This is a genomic window from Maritimimonas rapanae (assembly GCF_057837205.1).
The window spans coordinates 232,197-257,438 of sequence record NZ_JBYQFI010000001.1; the positions used below are offsets into that span (position 1 = coordinate 232,197).

The window sequence follows — 25,242 nt, forward strand, 5'->3', positions numbered from 1 at the left end:
AAAGTATTAGAGTTAGTAATACAAAGGTAAAAGGTTTGTTGAAAATAAATATTGATTTCTAATTTATTCTACAGTAATAGATTTACTTGATATATTAAAAAGATGCACTTTTTCGTATTCACCAACTATTAGGAAAGTCTTTGTTTCGTTATGTTGATTTTCTTTTCCCCAGTTATAATAGCAGGTTGCTCTAAAATATGTAGCTTTCTTTTTATCTCCAAAATAGGTCAAATTTATATTCCAATCTTCTTTACCAATCTTAGAAATTAAAAATTCTTCAATTGTAAAAATTTCTTTTTCAAAAGATTCATTATTGTTACGTTGGTAAACCATAGGACCTTCTTCTTTATTATCGAATTCTACATTAAATGAAATATATGGATTGTTCCATTCTAAAATTAACCTCACATCTTTTCTAAACTCTCCTCTAGATTTATTATAAGGAATAAAATTATATTTGGAGAAAAAGTCATTTTTTTTATTAAAGTATATCCATTCTAGTTCATTATAAATTATTTTATCTATATTTTTTTCAGAAAAAGAATTACTAGTTTTTAGATAATCTAAATATAAGCTTGAAGCATTTTTAAATTCTTTGTTTTCACTAAAAGCATTTGCTAAATCTCTATATGATTGAGCTTCTTTACCTATTTTATTAAATATAGCTTTATATACTTTTATAGACTCATTTTTCATTTTTTGTGCTTGTAATTCAAATGCCAATGCCTTGAGAGCATTTGTACTTTGATTATACTTCTTTAAATAAATTTCTAATAAATCCTTAAAAAGATTAATTTGTTGATAACGCTTTAAAAAAACAACTATTAATTGTAAATCATCATAATAAACATTCTTTTTCTTATTTAATATTTTATTACAATAATTAAATGCTTTTTTTGTATCATCTATTTTTCTAATTGTTTTAAGATAGAGACTATTGTATTTTTCTGTTTGATTAGTATTTTTAATACTACTTAATATCTTATTAATTCTATTTTTTCCTTCTTGATCAGACTTTCTTTCATCTGCTTTTTTCATTTTTATGACTATTATTCCTCCACAACCTGCTAAACTACCTATTCCTCCAGTACCTTTACATTTCATTCCATAATTAACAGCTGCTGAGGGACCAAGAATACGAATATCTTTTATGTTGGCTAAAATCAAGGGAGGTTCAGTATCAGTTACAAACCCATCAATTTCCCAAAGCACCGGCAATCCTCTGATAAAGCCCTGTTTAACCCCATCACTATTTGTTTTTACTTTATAACTAGGAGCTCGAGCTAGTATGGCATCTACTATTGATGTATATGAGTTGACTTCATTGTTTTTTACATAAGAAATATTATAGCTAGCAGACCGGGGGTCTATATTTTCTTTAGAGGTTTGAAATGGCTTGTCAGCTTCTCTTAAATTTTCTGATTTCCTTTTTACTTCTTTTAGCACAGTTTCTTCAAGCACATAGGTCTCAGGAGTCATTTCAATATTTATTTTACTATCGTTCTTTATCTTTATACTAATTGTTGAGTAGCCTATATGACTAAATTGTAATACATCATCTTTGCGAACTTTTAAAGAAAAGTTTCCATTCTTGTCTGTTTTAGTACCAGTATTTCGACTCTTAATTATAACATTAACATTTTCCAAAGGAATACTTTTATGAGTTACTATACCACTTATTTTTACTTGTTTGTTGTTACTTTCTTGTGCGTTTGTAGAAATTGGAATAAGAAATAGTAATGAAAAGTATATGAACAAAAGTGAGAAATACTTCATTATATGATAATTTGATTAAAGTTACAAAAAAGACTTGTTATTGTTTTTTGGCTATTTCAAAAATTGAATATTTCGTTTTAAACCAGAAAATTTTGTTCGCTTTACTGCGGATTTTTTGAAAACTTTTTTAAACACATCTTCTGTTATTTCTTCCCAGTCATTTTTAGACATAGAAAGTAATTCTGGATGCGGATTGAATAGAGGCTCATTGTGAGGTTTTGAAAAACGATTCCAAGGACAAACATCCTGGCAAACATCACAGCCGAACATCCAGTTATCAAATTTATCTTTATAGGATGTAGGTAATTCTTCTTTTAATTCAATGGTGAAGTAGGAGATGCATTTAGACCCATCCACTACAAAAGGTTCTACAATTGCTTGTGTTGGGCAAGCATCTATACAAGCTGTGCAAGTGCCGCAATGATCTGTAGTTGGTGTGTCATACTCTAACTCTAGATCAATAATTAACTCTGCAATAAAGTAAAAAGAACCTACTTGTTGCGTAAGCAGATTACTATGTTTACCGATCCATCCTAAACCAGATTTTGCTGCCCAAGCTTTGTCTAAGACAGGTGCAGAATCTACAAAAGCCCTACCGTGTACTTTACCAATTTTTTCTTGAATAAAATTGAGTAGATTTTTTAATTTGTCTTTGATGACAAAATGATAATCAGTTCCATAAGCATATTTTGAAATTTTAGGTGCAGCTTTATCTTGCTGTTCTTGAGAAGAATAATAATTGTATAGTAAAGAAATAACCGACCTTGAACCATTAACCAATTTAGTAGGGTCAAGTCGTTTATCAAAGTGATTTTCCATGTAGCGCATTTCGCCATGCATATTTTGACTCAACCATTTTTCTAAGCGAGGAGCTTCCTCTTCTAAAAACTCGGCCTTGCTTATACCGCAAGACAAAAACCCGAGGCGTTTGGCTTCGGATTTTATGATTTTTGTGTTTTTAGTTTTAATGCTCAAATTTTGTTAGTTGATATATGCTAATTTATGATTTTTGGTTTACCTTTCGCATAATTAACATAATTCCATCCTTAGGTTTAATAGTAATGTTCGGCACAATTATAGGCTTATATCCTTTTGGAACATCAAATTCAAAATCTTTAAAAATGTGACTTATTACAGCTTGTATAACGATTGTTGCAAAATTGCTTCCTATGCATCGTCTTGGGCCACCTCCAAAAGGAAGATATACAAATGATGGTCGCTGTTTTATAGCTTCAGCTGTGAATCTTTCGGGATTAAATATTTCAGGATTTTCCCAATATTTGGGATGATGGTGCATGCCATAGATATTGATTAAAAGATGTGTTGATTTCTTAAATTTTAATCCTTTAATTAAATCTTCTTTGTATGGTCTACGCTGTATCGCACTTATAGAAGGATAGTGCCTCATCCCTTCTTTTATAACTTTATTTGTATAATTTAATTTAGATATGATGTTAAGATTAAGTGATTTTTGGTTTAATAATTCTGTTAACTCTGTTCTTAGTTTTCTGCTAATTTCCTTATTTTTAGCGAGTTCATAGAATATCCAACTTAATGTTTGTGCAGTGGTGTCATGACCAGCCATAAACATTGTAGTTATATCGTCTCGCAATTTCCTGTTTGCTTTTTCTTGAGGAGTATCGTTGTCAATATCATCCAAAAGCATATCTAATAAATCATGATGTGGTTGGAGCCCGCTGTTCTTTCTATAAGTTCTTCTTCTTTCGATTATTGTAAAAACTAATTGATCATACCTTTTACAGTTCTTATGGAATCTTTTGTTTGAAGATGTAGGCCAGCTTATAGGTATTTTAATGGGGCGCTTCATCCATTGAGTAGCATAGTCGGTAAGGTCTTCTAATACTGATACCATAGTTTCCATCTCTTCCTTATTATTATGGCTGAACAGAGCCCTATTAACTATGGAAACATTTAATTTTAGCATTTCTCGACTTATATCTATTTCGCTACCAGATGGTAATTTATGAAAGAGTTGAATAAGATCAGTTGTTTCCTGATTAATGATATCAAGAATGTGTACTATTCTTTGATGATGAAAAGCTGGTTGAATAAGCCGCCTTTTTCTTACCCATTTTTCTCCATTACTAGTTACCAATCCCTCACCAAAAAAAAGTCGAAGTATCTTAGTTATCCCAAATTTATTATAGATTTTTTGATGATCTAATAAGACATGCTTAATAAAATCTGGATCTTGTAGAATCACATATTTTTTTCCGATAATATTTATTTGAACTACAGGACCGTATTGCTTTACGATAGTTCCTAAAAAATTGACAGGGTTTTTCAAAATAAGACGCGTGTTACTAAAAAAACCTCTTTCTCTTAGGCGCTCAATCCTAGGATGTTCATTTTTTTCAGATATCATTGGGGTGTCGATATTAGAAATTTTCATAATTTATTTCCATAGTCCTTTTGAATTATAGAAAGGAGCTATTCTCAACCCATGTTTTATGCTCATGGCATAAATTTTATCAATTTTCTGATTGGTTATTTTGCCTTTCCCGCTCGAATAGTTTTCAAATTTTTCTTCAAATGCTAATACAATAGCTTCTAATATGCAACCATGCCCAATATGTGGTGAAGGATATTTGTAAAAGTATTTCGTATAATCAGGAATGAAATCATAACCATAACCTATTTGTCCCATTCCCCCATGAAATAGATAAATTCCCGACTCATTATTAATTATTAATTCTAAATTCTTTGGGTAACCAGCATCACAAATTAGTACAGGGTTTTTATAATTTTTAATTTTAATATTGTTTGAACTTGCCACACTAATAATTATATCAGCATTAGATGCTAATTGATTTATATCTGTGTTGTATTCTACTGAGTAACCTTCTTTTGAAATTTCATTTGAGAAATTTTTCAATCGTCGCTTATTTCTTGCGCATAACAACAGTCGTTTTATATTTCCTTTCAAATAATTTGTACAGGCAATTCCAATATCTCCAGTTGCACCAATGATTAAAACATTACTATTTTCTAATTCAATATTGATTTTTTTAGAAGCTTTTAGAATTCCCTTTAATATATAAGCGCATGTGAGAGAATTTCCTGTTGTGATTTTTGCCTCTGATGTATTGAAAGCATTTAAATTACCCTCTAATACAATAGACGTAAAACCTCCTAGAGCAATAATTTTTGCTTTAAGTTTTTGAGCAACTGCTATTGCATCATTAACTTTATTGATATTAGCTCTTAAATAGCGGATATCTAATTTATCGGGTTCGATAAAAGTCTCAATGTATATGCCATTTATTATTGCGCCAGTCTTTGATTGTACTTTCATTCTAAAAACACCTCTTGGAGGTATATAACCAAAGGTGCTTTTTATTTTTTCAAGAGATAGAGATTCTGCTTCAATATGTCTTATGCCATTAATAAAAGATTCTATAGTAGACCAACTATCTTGATGACCAATAACAGCGAAATCTAATTGTTCAGTATTTTGAAGCTCAGACATTAAATTTATAATAATTTGTGGCCATATTCTAATAAAGTACTGCTGCCTAAAAATCGTTGCCCAGGAAGAATACTATTAACTTTACGTATATCATTAAATACTAAAACACCATTTTTATCAAAGAGGAAAACGGATTCATGTGGTAAATTACGCCCCCAAGTATGTTCAATCCATGAATCAATCTGTACTCCAAATTTTTTAAATATCTCTCCTTTTGAATCTACATACATCGGTATCTCAATACCTTTAGAATGCCACCATTTTTGATCTGAATAAGCTGTAATAGCTAATAATTTAATGCCCGCATCATCAAACTTATTTTTATTAGACATAAAATCAGCTAGATGCAGTCGTGAATAAGAACACCAGCTACCACGAACAAAAATTATTAAAAGCGGTAGACCTATATATTCTTTGAGTAGATACGTTCTTCCATTTAAAAAATTTAATTCCACGGAGGGTATTATATCTCCCTCTTTTAATTTTGACTTAACATCTAATCGATGAATACTATCCGGTTTTTCTGTTAAAGGCAATACAGCTCTGTTTATTGATGAGTCTAATTTTGTTAGAAATTTAGAGTTTATACCAATTGCCTTTACTATATAAAGAAAAGGTGAAATAATAAATTTTATAATGATATAAATAGCACTTATACCTAAATGTAAAGGCAACTCTAAAACGTTATGTTTATAGATCATCTTAGATTTATTTTAGGCTGGTAAGTTAGCAATCCATTGAATTGATTTTTCACCGGGAATACCAATGTTATCTAAAGCCCTGGCATATAGTGCAAGAGCATTACCGCGCATGTTAGTGACATCTAGATCTATATGATTTAAAGAAGTTTTTAAACAATCTCCCTGGCAGACACCGCAGCTAGTTTCGCATTTAGAAGTTGCAGAAAATTCTGCCAAAATAGTCATACAATCATAATGAATTTCTTCAAACTTATTTAAGAATTCTTGAGGGTTCTTTTCTAACTCTTCACGTAGTATTTCTGTAGAATGATCCATGTGCTCTTTTTCTTCATCAGCAATTGATCGAAATAATTTCCCGGCATCTTCTTTTAAGGCATTCCCAACATCAGAATACATAGCAACGGCGTATGCTTCTAACATTACTTCCTGAATTATAAGGCAAGCTATGAAATCATTCTGTTGGGCATATTTTAAAAACACTTTTCTAACGCGTCCCCAATATTCACCTTTTAAATTAATCTTAACGTTTAAACCTAATTTATTTGCATATGCTAGAAACCCTTCTGCATGTTGTCGTTCACTATCGGCATGTTCAACTGCTTCCATTTTTTCATGAGGATCATCTATTGTTCCGGATAAGGATGCAAAATTGGACATACCAATAAGTTCTCCAGTTATTGCTTGTGAAAAAACATCTGAAATTACATTAAATTCTTCAATGCTTTTAAAATGATTATTAATTGTTTCCATAGTTATTAATTTAAAAATTTTGTTATTAGACTGAAGAATAATCTCGAAATATCATTCCCTTTTTTATTAAGCTCATTAGTTTATTGCTGTCTTTCATACTTACTAGCATTCCTACAGATTGAAATTTGAACCTTATAAACTTGGGTAATTTTTGAAGTAAGATGTCGTTTTTATGTGCACTTATTGAAATAAACGAATAAGACTTATCATAAGTGAGTTGTTTTGTAAATGAAAAAATAGTTGATAGTAGGTTTTTATCATATTCTTTCAATGCAAGATATTTTATGTACAACATTTTTATAGGCTCATTTTCTCTCGGAAGCTCTGATAGTTTAAGAAATTTACAAAATATATTAATGCATGCAACAGTCCATTTTAAATGCCATGGCATTTTTAGTACCACATTTTGCTTCAAATTCATAGTGTCAATAATAGATATTACTGCAAGTATTCGGTTTTGTTCTTTAACAATATATAAATCTGTGTCTTTAATTTTATTATTTGTTATGACATCAGCCAATTCGTATTGTGAATAATAATCATTTAAAAATTCAATAATCTCGCTCGTTATTTTAGTTAGTTCAATCTTAAATTTTTTATTGCGAGGTTTCCTGTTAGATCCGATATATTGATAAGTTGTGAATGTTCCTATATTTTGAAAATCAGGATAATGGCCTCTGTTACTAAAAAACACAAAAGGTCTTTTATTTCCTTTTGATACATTCAAAAAAGCGAAATCGGCATTTTGAGTTTCTAGATACTTAACAACCATGTTGGTTAACTCTAACCCAATACCAAGATTTCTGTGCGATTTTGCAACTTTAAAATCACTTATATAGTAAAGCGGATACTTTTCTTTACTTATAAATGTTCTTTGAGCCGAAACACAAATAGAGCCAACTATATTGTTGCCTTCGAGAGCTATATAAACTTTGGTTTCTCCTCTTAGGTTATTTAGTTTAAAAAAATCTGGATGACGATCAATACGCAACGTCATTTTTCCTGCCATACCAGTCGAACTAGTTAAATTTAATAGTTGCTCATTATCTTCAAATGTTGCTAGTCTATATTCTATCATAAAAGTGATAATTTTTCATTGGATAGTTCTTGTAGCATTACAATATTCATCTCCAACTTCATAACTATCGCTTGTAATAGTATCATACCTAACTGAGCCATCACTAAGTTCTACTGTTAGATGGTAAGAAATTATAGTACTAATTTGACTATAACTAATAGAAATATCCGTTATAGTTCCACAAGGAATATCAGAATCTTTTGAGCATCCGAAGCATATAATTATGCAAAAAAATATTCCAGATATAGATATTATTTTAGTTTTCATAATAGATGACTGTAAAAGAGTGTAATCAATAAATGCTTTTTTTAAACTAAAAACCAACATTTACTCCAATATTAATAGAAGAGGCATTATACCAGCTATCACTAAAATTAATATAAGAAGCAGTAAGGGCCAACTTTCTTCTTACAAAATACAATATTATAGGTTTAAAATAAAAAGCACCACTACCAGCTACATCTGTTGAGTAACCAATATCAGCACCCAATAAAACTTTTTCACTAAGGTCAATTCTTCCTGCCAAGGCGAAAGGAATATACACATCTGGAATTTCTGAAAATAAACCTACTTCTTCAGTTCCTACTCCGGTGAAGATTGCAGCGCCTGTAGTTAAACCTAAATCTAGGTGCTCTGAAATCCTCCATAAATAATAAATACTACCTTGAATATTCAAACTAAATAATTCGCGGGTTTCACCAATGGTTGGCCCTATGCTTACCTCTACACTAAATCCTTTTTGAGCGTTTATAGTAGTGGTAAATAGTAAAAATATAATGGCAAAACTTTGGATACTTTTCATAATAATTGTTTTGTTAATTGAGGAAAATTCAATCTTTAGACTCTGAAATTATTTTATTAATGTCCTTAACTAATTTTACCATTTCTTTTTCTGGGCTAAAGTCAATAATACGAATGTCTTCTAACGCAATGCCCGTGTGTCCTGGAGGTAAATAAAACACTTCACCTGCAACAATAGTTTTTTCGGATTTGTCTTTAAGAATTATTTTTAATTTTCCTTTTTCGAGATAACCCCAATGTGGTACTTGACATAAACCGTCTTTTTGACTTTTAAGCAATGGGGTGAAATCTGTATCTGCAGGAATATTATTAATGGCTACAGCCATACCATTCCAGCCCTGCAAAAGATTGATTACATTATCTTTTGGAAAATCTTGCTTTGAAACATTAATAACTTTTGAATTCTCTTTTATTTCACTCTGAGCACCTACAGTAGTGTAAATAAAAATGAAAAATATTGCTATACTAAAATTTTTTATGATTGTTTTCATGGTTCAATTATTAGTTTAAGTTGTTATATAATTTTTTAAATTCATTCCATCTATCAATTTCCCCATTAATAGAATAATGATTTGATTTCTTAAAGAGAGAACTTATTCCACCAACGGCTGCTCCAATGCCACTGCCAAGAATTCCAGAAACTAGAGGGAGTTGTCTTTTAATTAAAAATACATCATCTTTATTACTTTCAGCTAACCCTACAACTACTCCAATTACAGCTCCGCTAGAAGCACCAATAAGAATATTATTGCCAGTTGAACGTTTCGTTTTGATGTAGTTTATTTTATCTACTGTAATTTCTAATATGTTTTTACCTTTTTTAAGTTTTAAAATACTATCTGAAAGCGATAGTATTTTTCCTTTTGCTATTTTCTTTCCTTGAAAATCATATACCCTTAAAAACTTACTTTTTTCTTGAGTGAAACAGCTAAAACTAATTAAAAGACTACTTATAAAAATGGCTATCTTCATAATATTGATTTTAATTGATCTTAATATATTCTTTATAAAAATAAGATGATGTGTTATCACTTCCACAACTAAGGTCATTATCAAATTGACCAACTTTTAAAGAATTCTCATTAATTTCAAAAAAAGTTATTTCTACTTCTCCAAATCCACTATCTTCAACAAATAACTTTCCATTTTCTATTCTCCACGTACCATTATCGGTACCATCTTCTTCACATTCATTATTAAAATTCTCATAAAAATAAGTTTCGTTCCAAGTACCGTTAGGATTAATAGTTAATCTTCCAGTTTGTTCACATGCTGTATAATTTTCAGTTTCGCTACCAACATTGGTGCATACTACTACAAATTTTAAAGGTTGCCAGACACCTACAATGGGTTCTACCATAACTTGAGAATCATCATCTGAATTACAACTAATTATCAATGCTAATAATGCAAGAACTGCTAGTTTTTTAAATTTTTTCATAATTAAGTTTTTTAAAGAGAACCCAAGAAGGGTTCTCTTTATTAAAATTATCTAACTTAAAGGACACGATGCAATGCAGCTTCAAAATCTACACAATCTCCTACAGATTCGAAATCACCACTAAAAGGCGGTATTGCTGTTGAACCTGGTGTACAACCACCTAAGTAGGTATTGATTTGGTCATTAATAATACCCGGAATTGCAGGGCCGTGGTCTCGTAACACTGCATGAATTTCTGCGTCAAAAGTATTGCCTTTCAATAATCCGCCAGCGCTAGGGAGGCCAAAAACATCTTCGTTTACTGAGCCTGAAGTATCCCCGGCTTTCAAGTGTGCTGAGAAGTTGCCTTTACCACTATTACCGACTACATGGCCAGAACCATAAATTACCTCTAAACCTACATTAACAAAATTTGGAAAATCTTGATCAATACAAGATCCTGGTGTTATACAATTTTCAGGGTTATTCCAAACTACCAGCCATAACGTATAAGCATTTCCTGGCTTTAACCCAGTAGTTTTATAATTTACTGTTACACCATTATTACTACGGTGAATTGTAGAAGTACCTCTTATGGCACCATCATACCTAAAAATATCTTCGGCAGATTTGTTTGCCTTTTTAAGGCTAGGAGAAGTGTCAATTACGTCTTCTTGAGTACAAGAAAAGAACAATAAGGCCATTATTAGTGTACCTAGTTTCATTAAATTTTTCATAATAATAAGTTTAAGATTATATTAGTTTAAGGGTCTTATCAAGAAACATAAAGTTCCAGGTAAAAGATCAATTTTTAATTATTGGGTGTTTATTGATAAAGTCAAGAACTATTCTGTTAAACTCGGCGGGATTCTCATACTCCAAACCATGCGAAGCGTTTGATAGAATTTTTAATTCACCATTGTTTACACAGGATGCTAGTACATCAGTTATAGCAGTTAAAAATTTTGGAGATCTATCGCCTTTTATAAGTAATGTTGGAATCTTTAGTTTTTCAATGCCTTCACAACTTAATGGGGGAAAAGGATTTTCGGTTAAGATGACACCTTTAAGACCAAAAGCATTATCCATCATTAAATCTTTTTGTTTTTGAGACGCTTTTGAAAAATAAAGGCTATCATTTAAAACACCGCCTATGAATAGTTCTACAGCCTTTTCGTCATGATTATTCTTAAAGGCTTCAGCAGTTGGTATTAGAGTATTCGCAATAAAATTATTTCCAATTTTTTCTCCATCAGGAACATTTTGCAAGAGAGACATAACTGGGGGTTCGCCAAGGGTAAGACTACGTATCAATTCTGGATGCTCAAGAGCTGTCATTAAAGACGTGAAAGCTCCATATGAATGTCCGACTAGATGAACAGGGCCAATATTAAGTGTTTTTAAAAACTTTGTAAGATCTTTTGAATGAGGAGTAACACTATAATCATTAAAATCACTGGCTTCTTGTTTGTTCGGATGGGCGTAACGTCTGCTATAAGCAATAACACGATGCTTTTTAGAGAAATCCTCCATCTGTGCCTCCCAAGTGCGATAATCTCCTACGCCACCATGCACAAAAACTACAGGTTCGCTTTTCCCAATATCTAAATAGTTAAGAGTGTAATCGTTAATTAGAACAGATTTTAGTTCTTGTGTAGTTGTTGTTTTCTCTATCTGCGTGTCTTTTTCAACAGCACTTTCTTGCTTTTTTTTGCAACCAACCATAAGTACTAATAGCCCAAGTATCAATGTAGCAATCAATTTTGTTTTCATAATTGAATAGTTTGAGTTTTAAAATTTTAAATAGGTATCAAAAAAAGGAAGCATGTCATTTAAAATTCTTCCGTCATCTGTCGATAGTTTATTTCCATGGGCGCCGATGTATTCTTCTGCATAATGATTGACACCTAAGTTCTCCAATTTTTGACTTAATTCTCGACAACCAAGTTTGACAAAATCAAACTCATCATTCCTTCCCCAATCAATTTTTATAGCTGTTAATTTTTTAAGATTTTCAGTATATTCATCCGCTAGGTTAACTAGAAAATTCTTATTCCATAATTCCATTACTTTAGAATTTACAATCAAACTGTCTGATTTATAAGAATATGGTAAGCCAGCATAAAAAGGCGGTTTGTTTTTATTCGGTGAAAATGCTTGCCCTAGAGCGACTAAGAAATTCTCTAAAAAATGATCATAACCTTTAGTTAGTTTTTCTCTTGAATCAATTTTTTGCAAGTTTTTATATACTCTTGATTTAACTCCTAGTTCTTTATAAAAACCAATTCCTCCAGATAGTGAATATGTAGTGCTAAAAGTTTCAGGAAACAACATAGACAATTTTACAGCACCATAACCACCCATTGAATGTCCGGCAATTCCACGACTTTTACTGTTTTTAATTGTTCTATAATTAGTATCTATGTATCTAACCAAATCTTTGGCAGTAAAATCGGCCCAATTTCCTGTAAAAGTTGAATTGGAATACAAACTACCCCTATAAAGAGTGTACTGATTAGGAACGACTACTATTACAGGTTTTATTTTTCGAGTGGCTATGGCCTTGTCTAATAGCTTATGAAAACCTTTGTATTCAAACTGACTTTTGTCTGTTCCTCCAAAACCATGTAAATAGTAAATAACCGGATAGCTCTTGCTACTCTTTTTATAATCTGGAGGAAGGTATATGTGGATGCTCCTTGTGGGATTTTCACCAGCAGTATTCTCCAATGATTTTGAATATAAGCTATCTACTTTTACTAATCCTTCAGGGTATTGAGCATAAGCTATAGGTTCTATAAAAAATAACAGGATGATTAAAACAAATTTTTTCATGATATTTCTATAATAAATTTGTTATTATGGTTTTGCTTCCAAAATCAAATTAAATGGCGTTTCTGTAGCTCTTCTAAAATGATTGAAGCCACCGGTTATAGCCACTTCTCTTAATCTTTTTTCGCCTGCTTGAGCACCGAGTGCTAAACCTACTTCTTGACTCATTGAGCTAGGTGTACATAGCAATGTTGAGAATGAATAGAATGCTCTTCCAACAGGATTTATATTTTCCTTTAAAGTGTCATTTGCAAAAGGTTCAACAATCATACACGTACCATCTGGTTTCAAGGCATTTTTAACATGTCTGCAAGCTCCTTCAGGATCTCCCATATCATGTAAGCAATCAAAAAAGCATACTAAATCGTAGTCATTACCAGGAAAGTCTTTGGCAGTAGCTACTTGAAAAGAAATATTTTTTAAGCCTGATTCTCTAGCGTGGGCCGTAGCATGATCTATAGAGCCTTGATGAAAGTCGAAACCTATAAATTCTGAATTAGGAAAGGCTCTTGCCATAATCATAGTAGAAGCAGCATGACCACAACCTACATCAGCTACTTTTGCGCCTCTCTCTAATTTTTCGATAACACCATCTAAAGCAGGCAGCCAGGTTTGGACTAAATTAGAAGCATAAGATGGTCTAAAGAATTTTTCTGTACCACAGAATAAACAGCTATGATGATCACCCCAAGAAACTCCATTGCCAACTTTAAAATCTTTTTCCATAGTCGGTACATCGTGGTACATAGAAGAAATAGCATAATATGCTCCAGTCATTAAAACAGGGCTGTCTGAGTTACTAAACACAAAAGCTTGCTCGGGTGAAAGTGAGAACATTTCATTAGCTTCATCGTATTCAACATAACCAGATGCAGCATGAGCTGACAACCATTCTCTTAAATATCTTTCATTAACACCAGATGCAGCCGCTAATTCGGTAGAGGTAGCCTTGCCCTCTTTTTCCATAATTTTATAAATACCCAATTTATCTCCAATAATAATTAGTGGGCCGATAGCAGCGGCTCCCATCTCAGTAACCATTTTACCTAATAAGGTGTTTAACTTGTTTTCGTTTAGTTCTAATGTTTCCATATCGTTTTGTATTTAATTAGTTGCATGATGTTTTGTAAATAACACTCTGCTATTGGTTAAAATAGTTAATCTTCTTTATTCCATTTTCCAGTTAGAAATTCGAGTGATACCCTTATAAATTCAAATTGAAAATCGGAATTTAAGTGTGGTGTATGCCCACCTTTAGGAACAATCCAAAGCCGACTATTGAGTATGCCTTGATGCATTTCAATTCCAAGTCGTAACGGAACAAAAGGGTCGTCATCACCCAGTACCACCAACCAATTAGCCTTGATAGTGTTCAACTTATCTGGAGTAAAGGATGGGTCACTTTCGGAAAGTTTTAGTGTATTCCAGAACGCTTTTACCAAATAATCCTGCCTTTCAGGACCATGATATTTAGTCTCTTTCATAAATTTGTCCTTTCCAATTTTTGCTATCAACTCTCGGGCTTGCGTACTGTAATAAATATGTCCCCCAATTGTAATAGCCGATTTAAATCTATTGGGCTGCATTACATTGAGATAATGTAGTGTAGTACCGCCACTGCTTGCTCCAATAGCATTAACTTGCTCCAACTTTAAAGAGTCGAGCAATGCAAGTATCATCTTTGCGTACTCCTCATGTTTAAAATCTAAATCGTCTTTATTATAAATATCAGAGCGGCCATGCCCCATCATGTCTATCGCAATTGTCCTGAATCGCTTTGAATAAACTTCCACATAAGGTTTCCAGTTATTCGCAGTACCAAAAAACTTATGCAGTAATAAGAGTGGTTCTCCGTCACCAGTGTCTTCATAATAAATTTTGGTACCGTTATAGTTAAAAAACTTCCCGTTAGAATTAACTTTTACTTGCCCATATGTGGTGAGGCACACGACGAAAACTAATATTAAAATTGCGAATTGTTTCATGTTCCTTATTTTTTTAAGTCAGTGTTGGATTGATGTTAGCAATAGGATTAACAGATTAATGTTAAATTTTACTGCAAGCTATATATGGTAGCTAAGAAGCGCTTTTACCTATTTATTAATTTGTAGAAGTATTTGTGCAAGAGATATAAATGTCTAGCACTATTTTGTCATGATAACAAAGGAGGTGTATTTAACTATCTGATTGATAATTATTTGTGTATTGCACTTGGTGAGTGGCCATATTCTTCTTTAAAAGCTCTGCTGAACCATGAAGGATCATTAAAACCTACCTCATAAGCGACTTCTGAGATGGTTTTATCTGTAGACTGAATGATTTCTTTGGCTTTTTCAAGTCGAACAGAACGAATAAATACGGCTGTAGATTTGTCTGTTACAGCTTTTAGTTTCCTATAAATTTGAGATTCGCTTAATCTTAGCTTTTGAGCTAAATGACGAGAGCCAAAATCAGGATTTTCAATTTCAGAATATATGCTTTCAATTACTTTTTGTAAAAACTTGGTTTCGGGTTTGTCTGACTCTGTATGCAATAATTGAGAGAAATTATTGGAAGCTAATGACTGCTTCATTCGTTTACGAACCAGTATCAGTTGATCTAATCTAGTTAATAATTCAGCTTTTAAGAATGGTTTTGTTAAATAAGCATCAGCACCGTGCTTAAGTCCTTTAATTCGATCTTTTTTATTTGCTTTTGCGGTCAATAAAATAATAGGGATGTGATCTGTTCTATGATCATTTTTTAACATGTTACAGACTTCATAACCATCTTTTTTAGGCATCATAACATCACTTATTATAATGTCAGGTATTTTGTCAAAAGCTTTTGCAATTCCCTCCTCTCCATCATTAGCAACAAGACATTGGTATTTATCGAGTAGGCAAATCTTTAAATAATAGATTACATCTTTATTGTCCTCAATAATAAGTGCTTGAGGAAGATTTTGGTTATTATTTAATGAAGGAAGTGACCAACTGGAATCATTCCAATTTGAATTTATAGTTTTTTCCTCTTCAGGGTATACCTTTGATAAAGTTGCTGCTTTTTTAGTAATGGGTAATGTTAAAATAAACGATGAACCTTTATTTACTTTACTTTTAGCCGTTAAAGAACCGTTCATTAATTCTGCAAGTTCTTTAGAAAGTGCTAAGCCGATTCCAGTACCTTTACCTGTTTTTGAAAATGAATTTCTTACTTGATAGAAGCGATCAAAAATATGGGGCAACGCTTTTTGCGGGATACCAATACCATGATCTTTAATTTTAATTTGCAAAACATTATTATCATTAATATTTTCTTCATTAATGTGTACTATTATTTTTTCTTCGGGAGGAGAAAATTTAATAGCATTAGACAGTAAATTGTTCATTATAGTTTGTAGTTTTCCATCATCAAAATCCATAATTAATTCGTCAACCTCAGAATAAATCATTACATCTATATTAGCAGTTTTGGCTAAAGATTCGGCACTTTCACATATATACCTAAGGAATGGTATAACATCTGCCTGAATCATATTCAATTCCGTTGAACCACTTTCCATTTTGCTTAATCCGAGTAATTGATTAACCAACTGTAGTAATCCTTTACCATTACGTTCAATGATTTCCATGGCATCTTTTGCTTTTCTGTATTGATGTTGGCTGAGGTCGGTTTTAACCGTATCGGCCAAGCCTAAAATAACTGTTAGAGGAGTTCTGAATTCATGTGTGATATTGGTATATAGGTTGCTTTTAAGAATATTCAATTCTTTTAGTTTATTACTTTCTGCAATTGCTAATTTCTTTGACAATTGAAAGCGATAAAAGGAATACCCTAATACTAACAATGCAGCAGCATAAAAAGTATAAGCCCATCTAGTAGCCCACCAAGGTGGTAAAACTTTAATACTCATTTCAAGAGGTGGCTGGTTCCATTTTTTGCCACGAGAAAAACCATTTACCTGTAGTTTGTGGGTACCGTTCGGTAAATTTAAAAATTGGATTTCACGATCTTTAAGGGCCACCCAATCATCATTCCCGGGGAGTAAACGGTATGCAAGTTGAACGTTTTTGTGAATGCGATAATCTATAGAAGACACTTCTAAATAAAAAGGGAGCTGTTTATGATTAAGCTTAAGCTCTTTAGATACAGATAAAGGGTTATTTAATATACCTTTTGAAGCATTGGTATATTTTATTTTTTGATTTTTAACTCTTAATTGCGAAAAGTAAAGTGGCTTGGGTTTGTCAATTTCATTAAAATTATTAGGATTAAAATAAGTGAGCCCTTTAATACCACCTAAGTAAACAGTTCCATTATTATCACGGTACCTAGCATGAATATCAAATTCTTTACTTTGTATACCGTCTTTAACGTCATAGTGAGAAAATACATTTTGTTTTGTGTCGAACTTTACTAAACCATCATTAGTGCCAAGCCATAAGTTACCATATTCATCATCTTGTACAGCATAAACAACAGCGTTAGGAAATTGTTTTTGTTGAGCCCAAGATTCAAATTGGTTGTGCCCTAAGAATAAATTTAAACCATTTCTTGTGCCTAGCCAAACACGATTTTCTTTATCAATTAAAATATCATAAACAGAGTTATGTGAAAGAGGTTTCTCGGTATTAGAATCACGGTAGTAATTTTTGAATACCGCTACCTCATTATCCGTAAAATTTAAACTTGATAGTCCACCTTGAGTGCCGATCCACACCGTATTTTTAGTATCTATTTCTATACAATGTACATAGTCATTTCTAAGCGAGTTTTGGTTATTGATTTCATTCTTATATCTGACAATATCTACATCACCATTTTCTAAATATTTAAGTTTAAAAATTCCGTGGCCATAAGTAGATCCCCATACATTCATGTCTTTATCAAAGGCTAGATCTTTAATAAAATCACCACTGATAGAATTTAAGTTGTTAGGATCGTGTTTAAATAATAAAAATTTTGGATGATCAGGATCAAAGGTTTTTAGGTTAATCAGGTAAAGACCTCGTGTTGTAGCTAGCCATAAACGTTCATTTTTTTCATCTTTTAAAATTGATCGTACTACTCCCGAAATATTGGCTTCTTTTTTAGATTTTCTGTCAAAAAAATATGATTTATTATTTCGTAGAAGATTTAAACCACCATCAGATGTGCCAATCCAAAGATCATTTTTGTCTTTTAAAACTGAAAAAATCACATTGTCATTAAGTAGGTGGGCACCACGTTGATCTTTTGAAATATTGTTAAAGTAATTATCATTAAAGTCTAAAAGGTTTAAATAATTGGCAGTTCCAACAAGTAACTGTTGGTTAGGCAGTTTAAGAAGTGATTGAACAGTTCCGTTACTTAATCCATTTTTATCTTCTGCAGATATACTTATTAGTACTTTTTTCTTTGACCAATCGAATAGGTAAAGTCCATTGCCAGTAGGTACCCAAACAGTTGAATCATTTTCTTTTAAAAAATCTATTACATGCTTGGTTTCAAAACTACCAGTTTGTTCAAGTTCTATTAATGTAATTTTTTTACTTTGAAAATCATATAAATGAAAGCCAAAGTCGCCTCCTATTAGTAGACTTTTACCTGTGTCGTAGATTGCCTGAACATTTCCCTTTACAGTAAATTCTGGAGTGTTATCAAAAAAATGTTTGTTTTCTTGCTTAGATTTATAAACAGAACCATCTAGTTTACCAACCCAAAGCGTTCCGTTATCACTATAATGCAAAGCACTTAGAGGCTGATTTTTAAAATAATGTTCTTGGGTGTAATTATTTGCTTCTTTAAGTTTGAGATGATGCAGTCCGGAAATTCTTGAAGCTACCCAAATAGCGTCATTATTATCTTTTACTAGTCCAGAAATAATTTCATTTTCATCTTTTGAATTGGTTAGTTTAATTCGACGAAAAGTTTCAAGTTCTGAATCAAAAAGATTTAAACCGTTACCGATTGTACCTACCCATATTTTATGAGAATTATCTTCGAGAAGTTTATTGATTAAGTTTCCGGAAACACTTGTAGAATCTAGTTCATTATGCTTAAAGTGTTTGAATAGATCTCCGTCAAATTTATTTAACCCGTCTTGAGTGGCTATCCATACAAAGCCATTGCGATCTAATAAAAGATCATTGGTTGATACTTGAGACATGCCATCTTCTAAGGTGAAATATTTAATTTTAGGAGTTTGAAATTCTATTTGACCGAAAACTATAGGAGAATGTATAATAACTAAGAAGATAGTTATCAATAGGGAGATAAGTTTTTTCTTTTGAAAATCATTTGTGCTATGATCAATAATCACCATGATTTCAATTGGTTAATTCTCATTAAAGTTACTAAATTTTTATTTGTATAGTTTAAGAATTAATTTAGATGGGTTACTTAACATACAATAAAGAAAAATCCGAAGCCTAACGCTTCGGATTTTATTAGTTGTGTATAATCTTGTTTTAGGATTCAATTACCCATATCTAAATATGTACTGACCATAAGAATTCATAACAAGGTGGGTCTGGATCTGGACCATCACCATTGCATCCGCCTTCTAATTCACTTAATTGTTCATTTAAAATTGCAGGGATTGCTTCACCATGAGTTTTTGCAATAACTAATAATACAAAGTTTTTGGCATCTTTTAATGGAATGCCATACCAGAGATCTTTTTCTTGCCCTACATTCACTCTACCACCAAAATTCACTTTTCCATTATTACCAATCACATGCCCGTTTATTCGATACATTGAAGCGATATTTTCTTCTTTAATTTCTACACCTGGATCAAAGAAAACTGCCCAGAGTGTTACAGCGTGTCCAGATGGATCAAAATGCGGAATACCTGAGGCTTTATAAGTAAAAGTTACTCCTGAATTATTTGTATTGATGGTCGAGCTTCCATCTGATTGATATGTAAATGTTTCATCAAAAACTGGAGCAGAGTTTTTATAGTTTTTTGATGATTTAGTATTTATGTTATTGATATAATTCATGATTACATCACTATCTATACTAACGGTTGTATTGTATTTAAAGGTTAGATTATCTTGAGTTACAGTTGTTGTATCTGTCGGTTCTATGGTGTCATTTTTTGAGCATGACGTAGCTATTATTGTTGTAACACAAAGACACCATATAAAGATTGACTTTTTCATATTATTGATTTAAAAATTAATAAAAAGATAGGCTAAAAACGAATTTATTTTTAGTTAAGATATCACAAAGCGCTTAGGTGATAATCAGTTCGTAACTATAGTTTTTATAAATCAAATATAGTTAGTTAGTCTATGAAATAATGGTACAAATAATTCTAATACTTGTAAAAAAAAGTCAGAATTATATTAGTTATTCATGAAGACTTTTGGCTGAATACCAAAGCGTTTATGGAAGCACTTGGTAAAGTAGGAAGCACTACTGAATCCACTATCAAAAGCAGTTTCTGCTATACTACTATTGTTTTTTAACAACTCTAATGATTTCTGCAACCGATATTCTTTAAGAAGTCCATTAATTGACATGCCTGTAACTGTTTTACTCTTGCGATATAATTCTGATTTGCTCATAGACATATTCAAACAAAAGTCATCAATGCCAAATATAGGATTGCGCCAATTTTTAATTAAAGTATGCATCAATAATTCTAAGAATGTTTCCTCTGAAGAGTTTATAGGTCTAATGGTGTTAACGGTATCAGTAAATTTTTGATACTCTTTTTTATATAAATCTCGCACAACAGGAGATATTACTATTTGCCCTACTTGACATATTGAGCATAAGTATTTTCCTAAACGAACAACATCACCAAAGAATACTTGATCTTGTGTAACTGGCATCCCAGCATGAATACTTATCCTTAAATTCATTTGTTTAGACAAATCAGACAAGTTTTTTTGAACGTTTAAGCAACATTGTACAGCCTGAAATACTGATTTGAAAGAAGCTAAATACCGCTCACCTTTAATCTGCATACCTTTATGTTTCTTTAGTTGCTCTTTTACAGTTTTGTTATAAGTTGATAATAATTGCTCAGTTTTTTTAGATCCATGAGTTAATTGTAAAAGGTGATCATTCATTATTTGTGTTACAACTATAACTCGAAATGCAGGATCATCAAAAATTTTTAAATCACTATAAACTGCATCGTCGAAAGATTGAGCAACTTTTGGGTCTTGAACTCGTCCTAAAAATGATTTAACAGCGTCTCTATTAACCTCAACTATCTCTAAAGGTTCAGTGCCTAAAGTTCTTTTATGTAATCTATTAATTGCCTCTTTGTTTGGAGCTTCAATTAAACAAAATGCACGCCCTCTATCAACATCTACCCAATATGTAATACAATGGCAATTAAAATCTTCTTGAGCTTTTAGATCTTCACGATGTGCTTTTGCAACAGCTTCTGCTGTAGCACCTGGCACAACATGTAAATCCATAAATAAAGGCATAGCAAAAATTATTTTAATAAAGATACAATAAATGACTTAAATTGAATTAATTAACTCAAATTTAAGGATGTTTTTACCTCCATTATATAAATTTTGATTCAAAGACTTGTAAAAATATTTCAGCCTTAAAAATTTGTTATTAAGGAGTTTTTTTAATTCAATGTATAATAAAAGAGAGCTAAAATTTTAGCTCTCTTTTATACTAACTCAAGAGGATATTTATTTTGCTAGAAAATATATCTTGAAATTTAGTTTATTGTAGGGTTACTCGCAGGTACTAAAGGATTTGTGTGGTGAAAAACACCCATAGGATTTTCTAATCCAACCCAAGCATGTAATGTATAACCACCAGCCTCACAGTTTGCAAACCACACGTCTTGATCTCCAATAAATCCTTCAGGTACTGGAACTTCCTCGTTATTATTACAAAATGGAGGTTCGGCTCCTGGTATTGGAGGATGAAAATCTGGTATAGGAACTAGATATTCTGCAGCACCAAAAATCATATTACCGTCTTCATCTCTATGATACACTAAAATTTCGGGTTCTAGTAAATCAAACTCACCATTAACTTTGTTTGGATTAAGATAATGATACCCCATGTAAGGTACGTACATATCTGGCGGTGGTCCTACTAGTTGTGTGTAACCCTGCGCCTGAGCTACCTGAAAATTGTGAAACTTCCTCATCTTTTTCTTTAAGAAATCTACCTGTTCTTGCCTGGTTGTTAAGCGATCGATGTTTGCTCCTTTTTCTTCAGTTAAAATTTCACTTTCAGACTCTGAAGAACATGATGTGAATGTGAAGCTAATTAACATAATTACGATTACACTAGTAATCAATTTTTTTAAACTGTTAGTTTTTGAATTTTTCATAACATGAGTTATTAGTTAATAAAATAGTTATGTCAAAATTCTGAAGAATGTTTCTGTATGGGTAGAACCAAGGTCTCAAATGCTAACACCTACGTTGCATTAAGCATTAATTGGATCGATTAACACATAAAAGTTAAAACAATCCTCCTTGTTTTCCTGTTTTGATTCGCCCTAAATGTTTGTAGGCAGATTCAGTAGCTTCACGACCACGAGGTGTACGCATAATAAACCCTTCTTGAATTAAAAATGGTTCGTATACTTCTTCTATAGTTTCGCCATTTTCACCAACAGCAGTAGCAAGGGTAGAAATCCCAACTGGGCCACCTTTAAACTTATCAATAATAGTGGTGAGGATTTTATTATCCATTTCATCTAAGCCATGAGCATCAACATTTAATGCCTTTAATGCATATTTAGCAATCTCAATATTGATGTTTCCATCGCCTTTTATCTGAGCAAAATCGCGCACTCTTCTAAGTAGTGCATTGGCAATTCTAGGTGTGCCGCGACTTCGTCCCGCAATTTCAATAGCCGCTTCCATTGAGATAGGCACATTTAGAATCTTAGCACTACGCTGAACAATGGTAGTAAGTAAATCAGTTTTATAATAATGTAATCTACTACTAATACCAAAACGAGCACGCATGGGAGCAGTCAATAATCCTGAGCGGGTAGTGGCGCCTACTAAAGTGAAGGGTTCTAAGTTTATTTGTACCGTTCTAGCGTTTGGCCCAGACTCTATCATGATATCTATCTTATAGTCCTCCATGGCAGAGTAGAGATATTCTTCTACAATTGGACTCAAACGATGAATCTCATCTATAAAAAGAACATCACGTTCTCCAAGGTTGGTAAGTAACCCTGCAAGATCACCTGGTTTATCTAAAACCGGACCAGATGTTACCTTGATATTTGCATTTAATTCATTACTTAGAATATGTGCCAAGGTGGTTTTACCTAGTCCGGGAGGTCCATGAAACAGTGTATGATCTAACGCTTCTTCACGTTGATTTGCTGCTTCGACAAATATTTTTAGATTTTCAATAACCTGATCTTGACCTGTAAAATCATCAAAATTTAATGGTCGTAATTGTTTCTCAATATCTAATTCTTCATGTGATAATGATTCACCTGAAGGATCTAAATGCTCATTCATAAAACAAATATAGATGAAAATAAAAAAGCATCCTTATTAAATAGGATGCTTTTCAGTGATGGTTTAAAATATTTTAGATCTTAACTTTAGCAGGAATAATAATAGCACTCGGAAAGCCTTCTTTTATTTCTACTAAAGATCGATCTGCTTCTAATCGAGTTTTATATGAACCTACCCAAACCTTCCAATAAGGTGAATGAAATTTTAATTCAGAACTTATATCAATAAATGATGTTCCAAATTTATCTCTAACATCTATGGCAGCATTTTCTGAACCATAGAATAATTGTATTTTATATCCTTTTATATATTTCAGGTTTTTGTTATAAGCTCTCTTTTTAGCAATTAATTGCTTGATGTTTTGACTACTTTCAATTTTTATAGTTCCTTCACTTTGCGCAAAGCAATAATTACCAAAAATCAATGAAAACATTGTTAAAAGGAGCGTGTGTTTAAGAGTTAACTTTCTCATTATGAATGATTATTTATGCAAAAATAAAACTTTGATTTAAGCTATTTAAAAAAATAGCTTATTTAGAATTATTATAAATTACATTTAACATTATTTTTAGATTTTGTATACTATTTATAAATACTATTTTTGTCAAATCTTTTGACCAGACCTAACTGTGTTTTAATGTCAATGGTTTTAAAGAAAAAATCGTACCAAACAAGACAGAAATATACATTATAATATGAAAAGTGTGCATAAACACAATCAAATCTTAAGATTATTCCTTTCAAGTCTTACACTACTTTTACTTTTTACATTTCAACTTTCGGCACAAGAAATTGATTCTACTCAAGTTAGAACAGGTAAGAAAATATTCAATGCTAATTGTGCTTCTTGTCATAAATTATCAGGAACTTTAATAGGTCCAGAATTAGGTGATATAGAAGAAAAAAGAACAAATGAGTGGTTAAAAGCTTGGATAAAAGACAATGCAGCTTTAAGAGCTAGTGGAGATGCAGATGCGATTGCAATCTTTAATGAGTATAATGGCTCTGTAATGACAGCCTTCCCTCAATTATCTGATGACGATATCGATGCGATTTTAGCATATACAACTCATGGAGATATAGATAAGAAAGTAGTTGCTGGAGGTGGTGAAGAAGTTGTTAAGGAGAAACCTTCTACAGCATGGATGACCTATGTGGTTCTTTTTGTATTATTATTACTAGTTTTATGGGTTTACTTTAAAAGTAATAATGAGTTCTTAAAGTTAGTAGCAACAATTGCACTGTTATTAGCAACTGCTTATTTTGGTTATAAAGGATTAATGTCTATAGGTGTTGATGAAGGTTATGAACCTATACAACCAATAGCATTTTCTCATAAAATACATGCTGGTGATAATAAAATAGATTGTCAATATTGTCACTCTTCCGCTAAGCATAGTAAAACTTCTGGTATTCCATCTGTAAATGTTTGTATGAACTGTCATAAATCTATTCAAGAAGTTGCTGACGGTATAACAGTAGAGTTTGATGGACAAACTTTAGGAAAACCTGAACTAGATGCAGAAATTCAAAAGATATATGACGCGATTGGTTTTGACAAAGATAGATTAGCATATATCGAAGGGTATGAGCAAAAACCAATTAAATGGACACGTGTACACGCATTACCAGATTTTGCATATTTTAATCACTCACAACATGTTACAGTTGGAGGATTGAAATGTCAGCAGTGTCATGGGCCAGTAGAAGAAATGGATGAAATGCGTCAGTTCTCACCTTTAACTATGGGCTGGTGTATAGAGTGTCATAAAGAAACAGAAGTTGACCTAAAAGGTAACGAATACTATGCTAAGATTCATGAAGAATTATCTAAGAAATATGGCGTAGAGAAAGTGACAGTAGCTCAGATGGGTGGTAAAGAATGTGGTAAGTGTCACTACTAAAATTAATTTAAGAATTAGACATTAGTCAATATAAATAGTCAA

General features: G+C 32.0%; 23 protein-coding genes. 1 reads left to right on the top strand and 22 read right to left on the bottom strand.

The annotated features are described in order from the left end of the window. Positions 1-63 precede the first annotated feature (63 nt). From AC3IF2_RS01070 to AC3IF2_RS01175, 22 genes are all read right to left on the bottom strand, one after another. Positions 64-1,776 (bottom strand): carboxypeptidase-like regulatory domain-containing protein, encoded by a 1,713-nt coding sequence (locus AC3IF2_RS01070; protein WP_489165158.1) that lies wholly within the window; start codon positions 1,774-1,776, stop codon positions 64-66. A gap of 51 nt (positions 1,777-1,827) precedes the next feature. Next, positions 1,828-2,751 carry a tRNA epoxyqueuosine(34) reductase QueG gene (gene queG / locus AC3IF2_RS01075; protein ID WP_489165159.1) on the bottom strand — a complete coding sequence of 308 codons (924 nt, stop codon included), beginning with the start codon at positions 2,749-2,751 and terminating at the stop codon, positions 1,828-1,830. 25 nt (positions 2,752-2,776) lie between these two features. Continuing rightward, positions 2,777-4,189 carry a cytochrome P450 gene (locus AC3IF2_RS01080; protein WP_489165160.1) on the bottom strand — a complete coding sequence of 471 codons (1,413 nt, stop codon included), beginning with the start codon at positions 4,187-4,189 and terminating at the stop codon, positions 2,777-2,779. A 3-nt stretch (positions 4,190-4,192) separates the two neighbouring features. Next, positions 4,193-5,266 carry a hypothetical protein gene (locus tag AC3IF2_RS01085; RefSeq protein WP_489165161.1) on the bottom strand — a complete coding sequence of 358 codons (1,074 nt, stop codon included), beginning with the start codon at positions 5,264-5,266 and terminating at the stop codon, positions 4,193-4,195. 5 nt (positions 5,267-5,271) lie between these two features. Then, a complete protein-coding gene (locus AC3IF2_RS01090) occupies positions 5,272-5,967 on the bottom strand; it encodes a redoxin domain-containing protein (protein ID WP_489165162.1) in 696 nt (231 codons plus the stop codon). Between the two features lie 12 nt (positions 5,968-5,979). Then, positions 5,980-6,717 (bottom strand): ferritin-like domain-containing protein, encoded by a 738-nt coding sequence (locus AC3IF2_RS01095; RefSeq protein ID WP_489165163.1) that lies wholly within the window; start codon positions 6,715-6,717, stop codon positions 5,980-5,982. Positions 6,718-6,742: 25 nt separating this feature from the next. Beyond that, a complete protein-coding gene (locus AC3IF2_RS01100; protein ID WP_489165164.1) occupies positions 6,743-7,795 on the bottom strand; it encodes a GNAT family N-acetyltransferase in 1,053 nt (350 codons plus the stop codon). Positions 7,796-8,108: 313 nt separating this feature from the next. Continuing rightward, positions 8,109-8,597 carry a hypothetical protein gene (locus AC3IF2_RS01105; protein ID WP_489165165.1) on the bottom strand — a complete coding sequence of 163 codons (489 nt, stop codon included), beginning with the start codon at positions 8,595-8,597 and terminating at the stop codon, positions 8,109-8,111. 28 nt (positions 8,598-8,625) lie between these two features. Continuing rightward, positions 8,626-9,087, bottom strand: coding sequence for a cupin domain-containing protein (locus AC3IF2_RS01110; protein WP_489165166.1), 462 nt, complete (start codon positions 9,085-9,087; stop codon positions 8,626-8,628). A gap of 10 nt (positions 9,088-9,097) precedes the next feature. After that, positions 9,098-9,568: a hypothetical protein gene (locus AC3IF2_RS01115; RefSeq protein ID WP_489165167.1), complete on the bottom strand. Its 471-nt coding sequence runs from the start codon at positions 9,566-9,568 to the stop codon at positions 9,098-9,100. A 10-nt stretch (positions 9,569-9,578) separates the two neighbouring features. Next, the gene (locus tag AC3IF2_RS01120; protein ID WP_489165168.1) at positions 9,579-10,037 is read right to left on the bottom strand and encodes a lipocalin-like domain-containing protein; all 459 of its coding nucleotides are present in this window, start codon (positions 10,035-10,037) and stop codon (positions 9,579-9,581) included. Positions 10,038-10,093: 56 nt separating this feature from the next. Next, complete coding sequence (locus AC3IF2_RS01125) at positions 10,094-10,753, bottom strand: hypothetical protein (RefSeq protein WP_489165169.1); 660 nt, start codon at positions 10,751-10,753, stop codon at positions 10,094-10,096. A 67-nt stretch (positions 10,754-10,820) separates the two neighbouring features. Next, positions 10,821-11,789 (bottom strand): alpha/beta fold hydrolase, encoded by a 969-nt coding sequence (locus AC3IF2_RS01130; protein WP_489165170.1) that lies wholly within the window; start codon positions 11,787-11,789, stop codon positions 10,821-10,823. An 18-nt stretch (positions 11,790-11,807) separates the two neighbouring features. Next, a complete protein-coding gene (locus tag AC3IF2_RS01135; RefSeq protein WP_489165171.1) occupies positions 11,808-12,851 on the bottom strand; it encodes an alpha/beta hydrolase in 1,044 nt (347 codons plus the stop codon). A gap of 24 nt (positions 12,852-12,875) precedes the next feature. Next, entirely contained in the window at positions 12,876-13,940 is a 1,065-nt protein-coding gene (locus tag AC3IF2_RS01140; RefSeq protein WP_489165172.1) for a class I SAM-dependent methyltransferase, read from the bottom strand. Positions 13,941-14,005: 65 nt separating this feature from the next. Continuing rightward, the gene (locus tag AC3IF2_RS01145; protein WP_489165173.1) at positions 14,006-14,797 is read right to left on the bottom strand and encodes an alpha/beta fold hydrolase; all 792 of its coding nucleotides are present in this window, start codon (positions 14,795-14,797) and stop codon (positions 14,006-14,008) included. Positions 14,798-15,042: 245 nt separating this feature from the next. Beyond that, a complete protein-coding gene (locus AC3IF2_RS01150; protein ID WP_489165174.1) occupies positions 15,043-19,134 on the bottom strand; it encodes a hybrid sensor histidine kinase/response regulator transcription factor in 4,092 nt (1,363 codons plus the stop codon). Between the two features lie 166 nt (positions 19,135-19,300). Next, complete coding sequence (locus tag AC3IF2_RS01155; protein ID WP_489165175.1) at positions 19,301-19,978, bottom strand: hypothetical protein; 678 nt, start codon at positions 19,976-19,978, stop codon at positions 19,301-19,303. Positions 19,979-20,164: 186 nt separating this feature from the next. Next, positions 20,165-21,265: a nickel-binding protein gene (locus AC3IF2_RS01160; RefSeq protein ID WP_489165176.1), complete on the bottom strand. Its 1,101-nt coding sequence runs from the start codon at positions 21,263-21,265 to the stop codon at positions 20,165-20,167. Between the two features lie 248 nt (positions 21,266-21,513). Beyond that, on the bottom strand, positions 21,514-22,140 hold the full coding sequence (locus tag AC3IF2_RS01165; protein WP_489165177.1) for a hypothetical protein: 627 nt from the start codon (positions 22,138-22,140) through the stop codon (positions 21,514-21,516). 133 nt (positions 22,141-22,273) lie between these two features. Next, a complete protein-coding gene (ruvB, locus tag AC3IF2_RS01170; protein WP_489165178.1) occupies positions 22,274-23,296 on the bottom strand; it encodes a Holliday junction branch migration DNA helicase RuvB in 1,023 nt (340 codons plus the stop codon). 73 nt (positions 23,297-23,369) lie between these two features. Continuing rightward, positions 23,370-23,768 carry an SPOR domain-containing protein gene (locus AC3IF2_RS01175; RefSeq protein ID WP_489165179.1) on the bottom strand — a complete coding sequence of 133 codons (399 nt, stop codon included), beginning with the start codon at positions 23,766-23,768 and terminating at the stop codon, positions 23,370-23,372. Between the two features lie 223 nt (positions 23,769-23,991). Here AC3IF2_RS01175 and AC3IF2_RS01180 point away from each other — a divergent pair, with 223 nt between their 5' ends. Then, positions 23,992-25,200 (top strand): c-type cytochrome, encoded by a 1,209-nt coding sequence (locus tag AC3IF2_RS01180; protein ID WP_489165180.1) that lies wholly within the window; start codon positions 23,992-23,994, stop codon positions 25,198-25,200. The last annotated feature ends 42 nt before the right edge of the window (positions 25,201-25,242 follow it).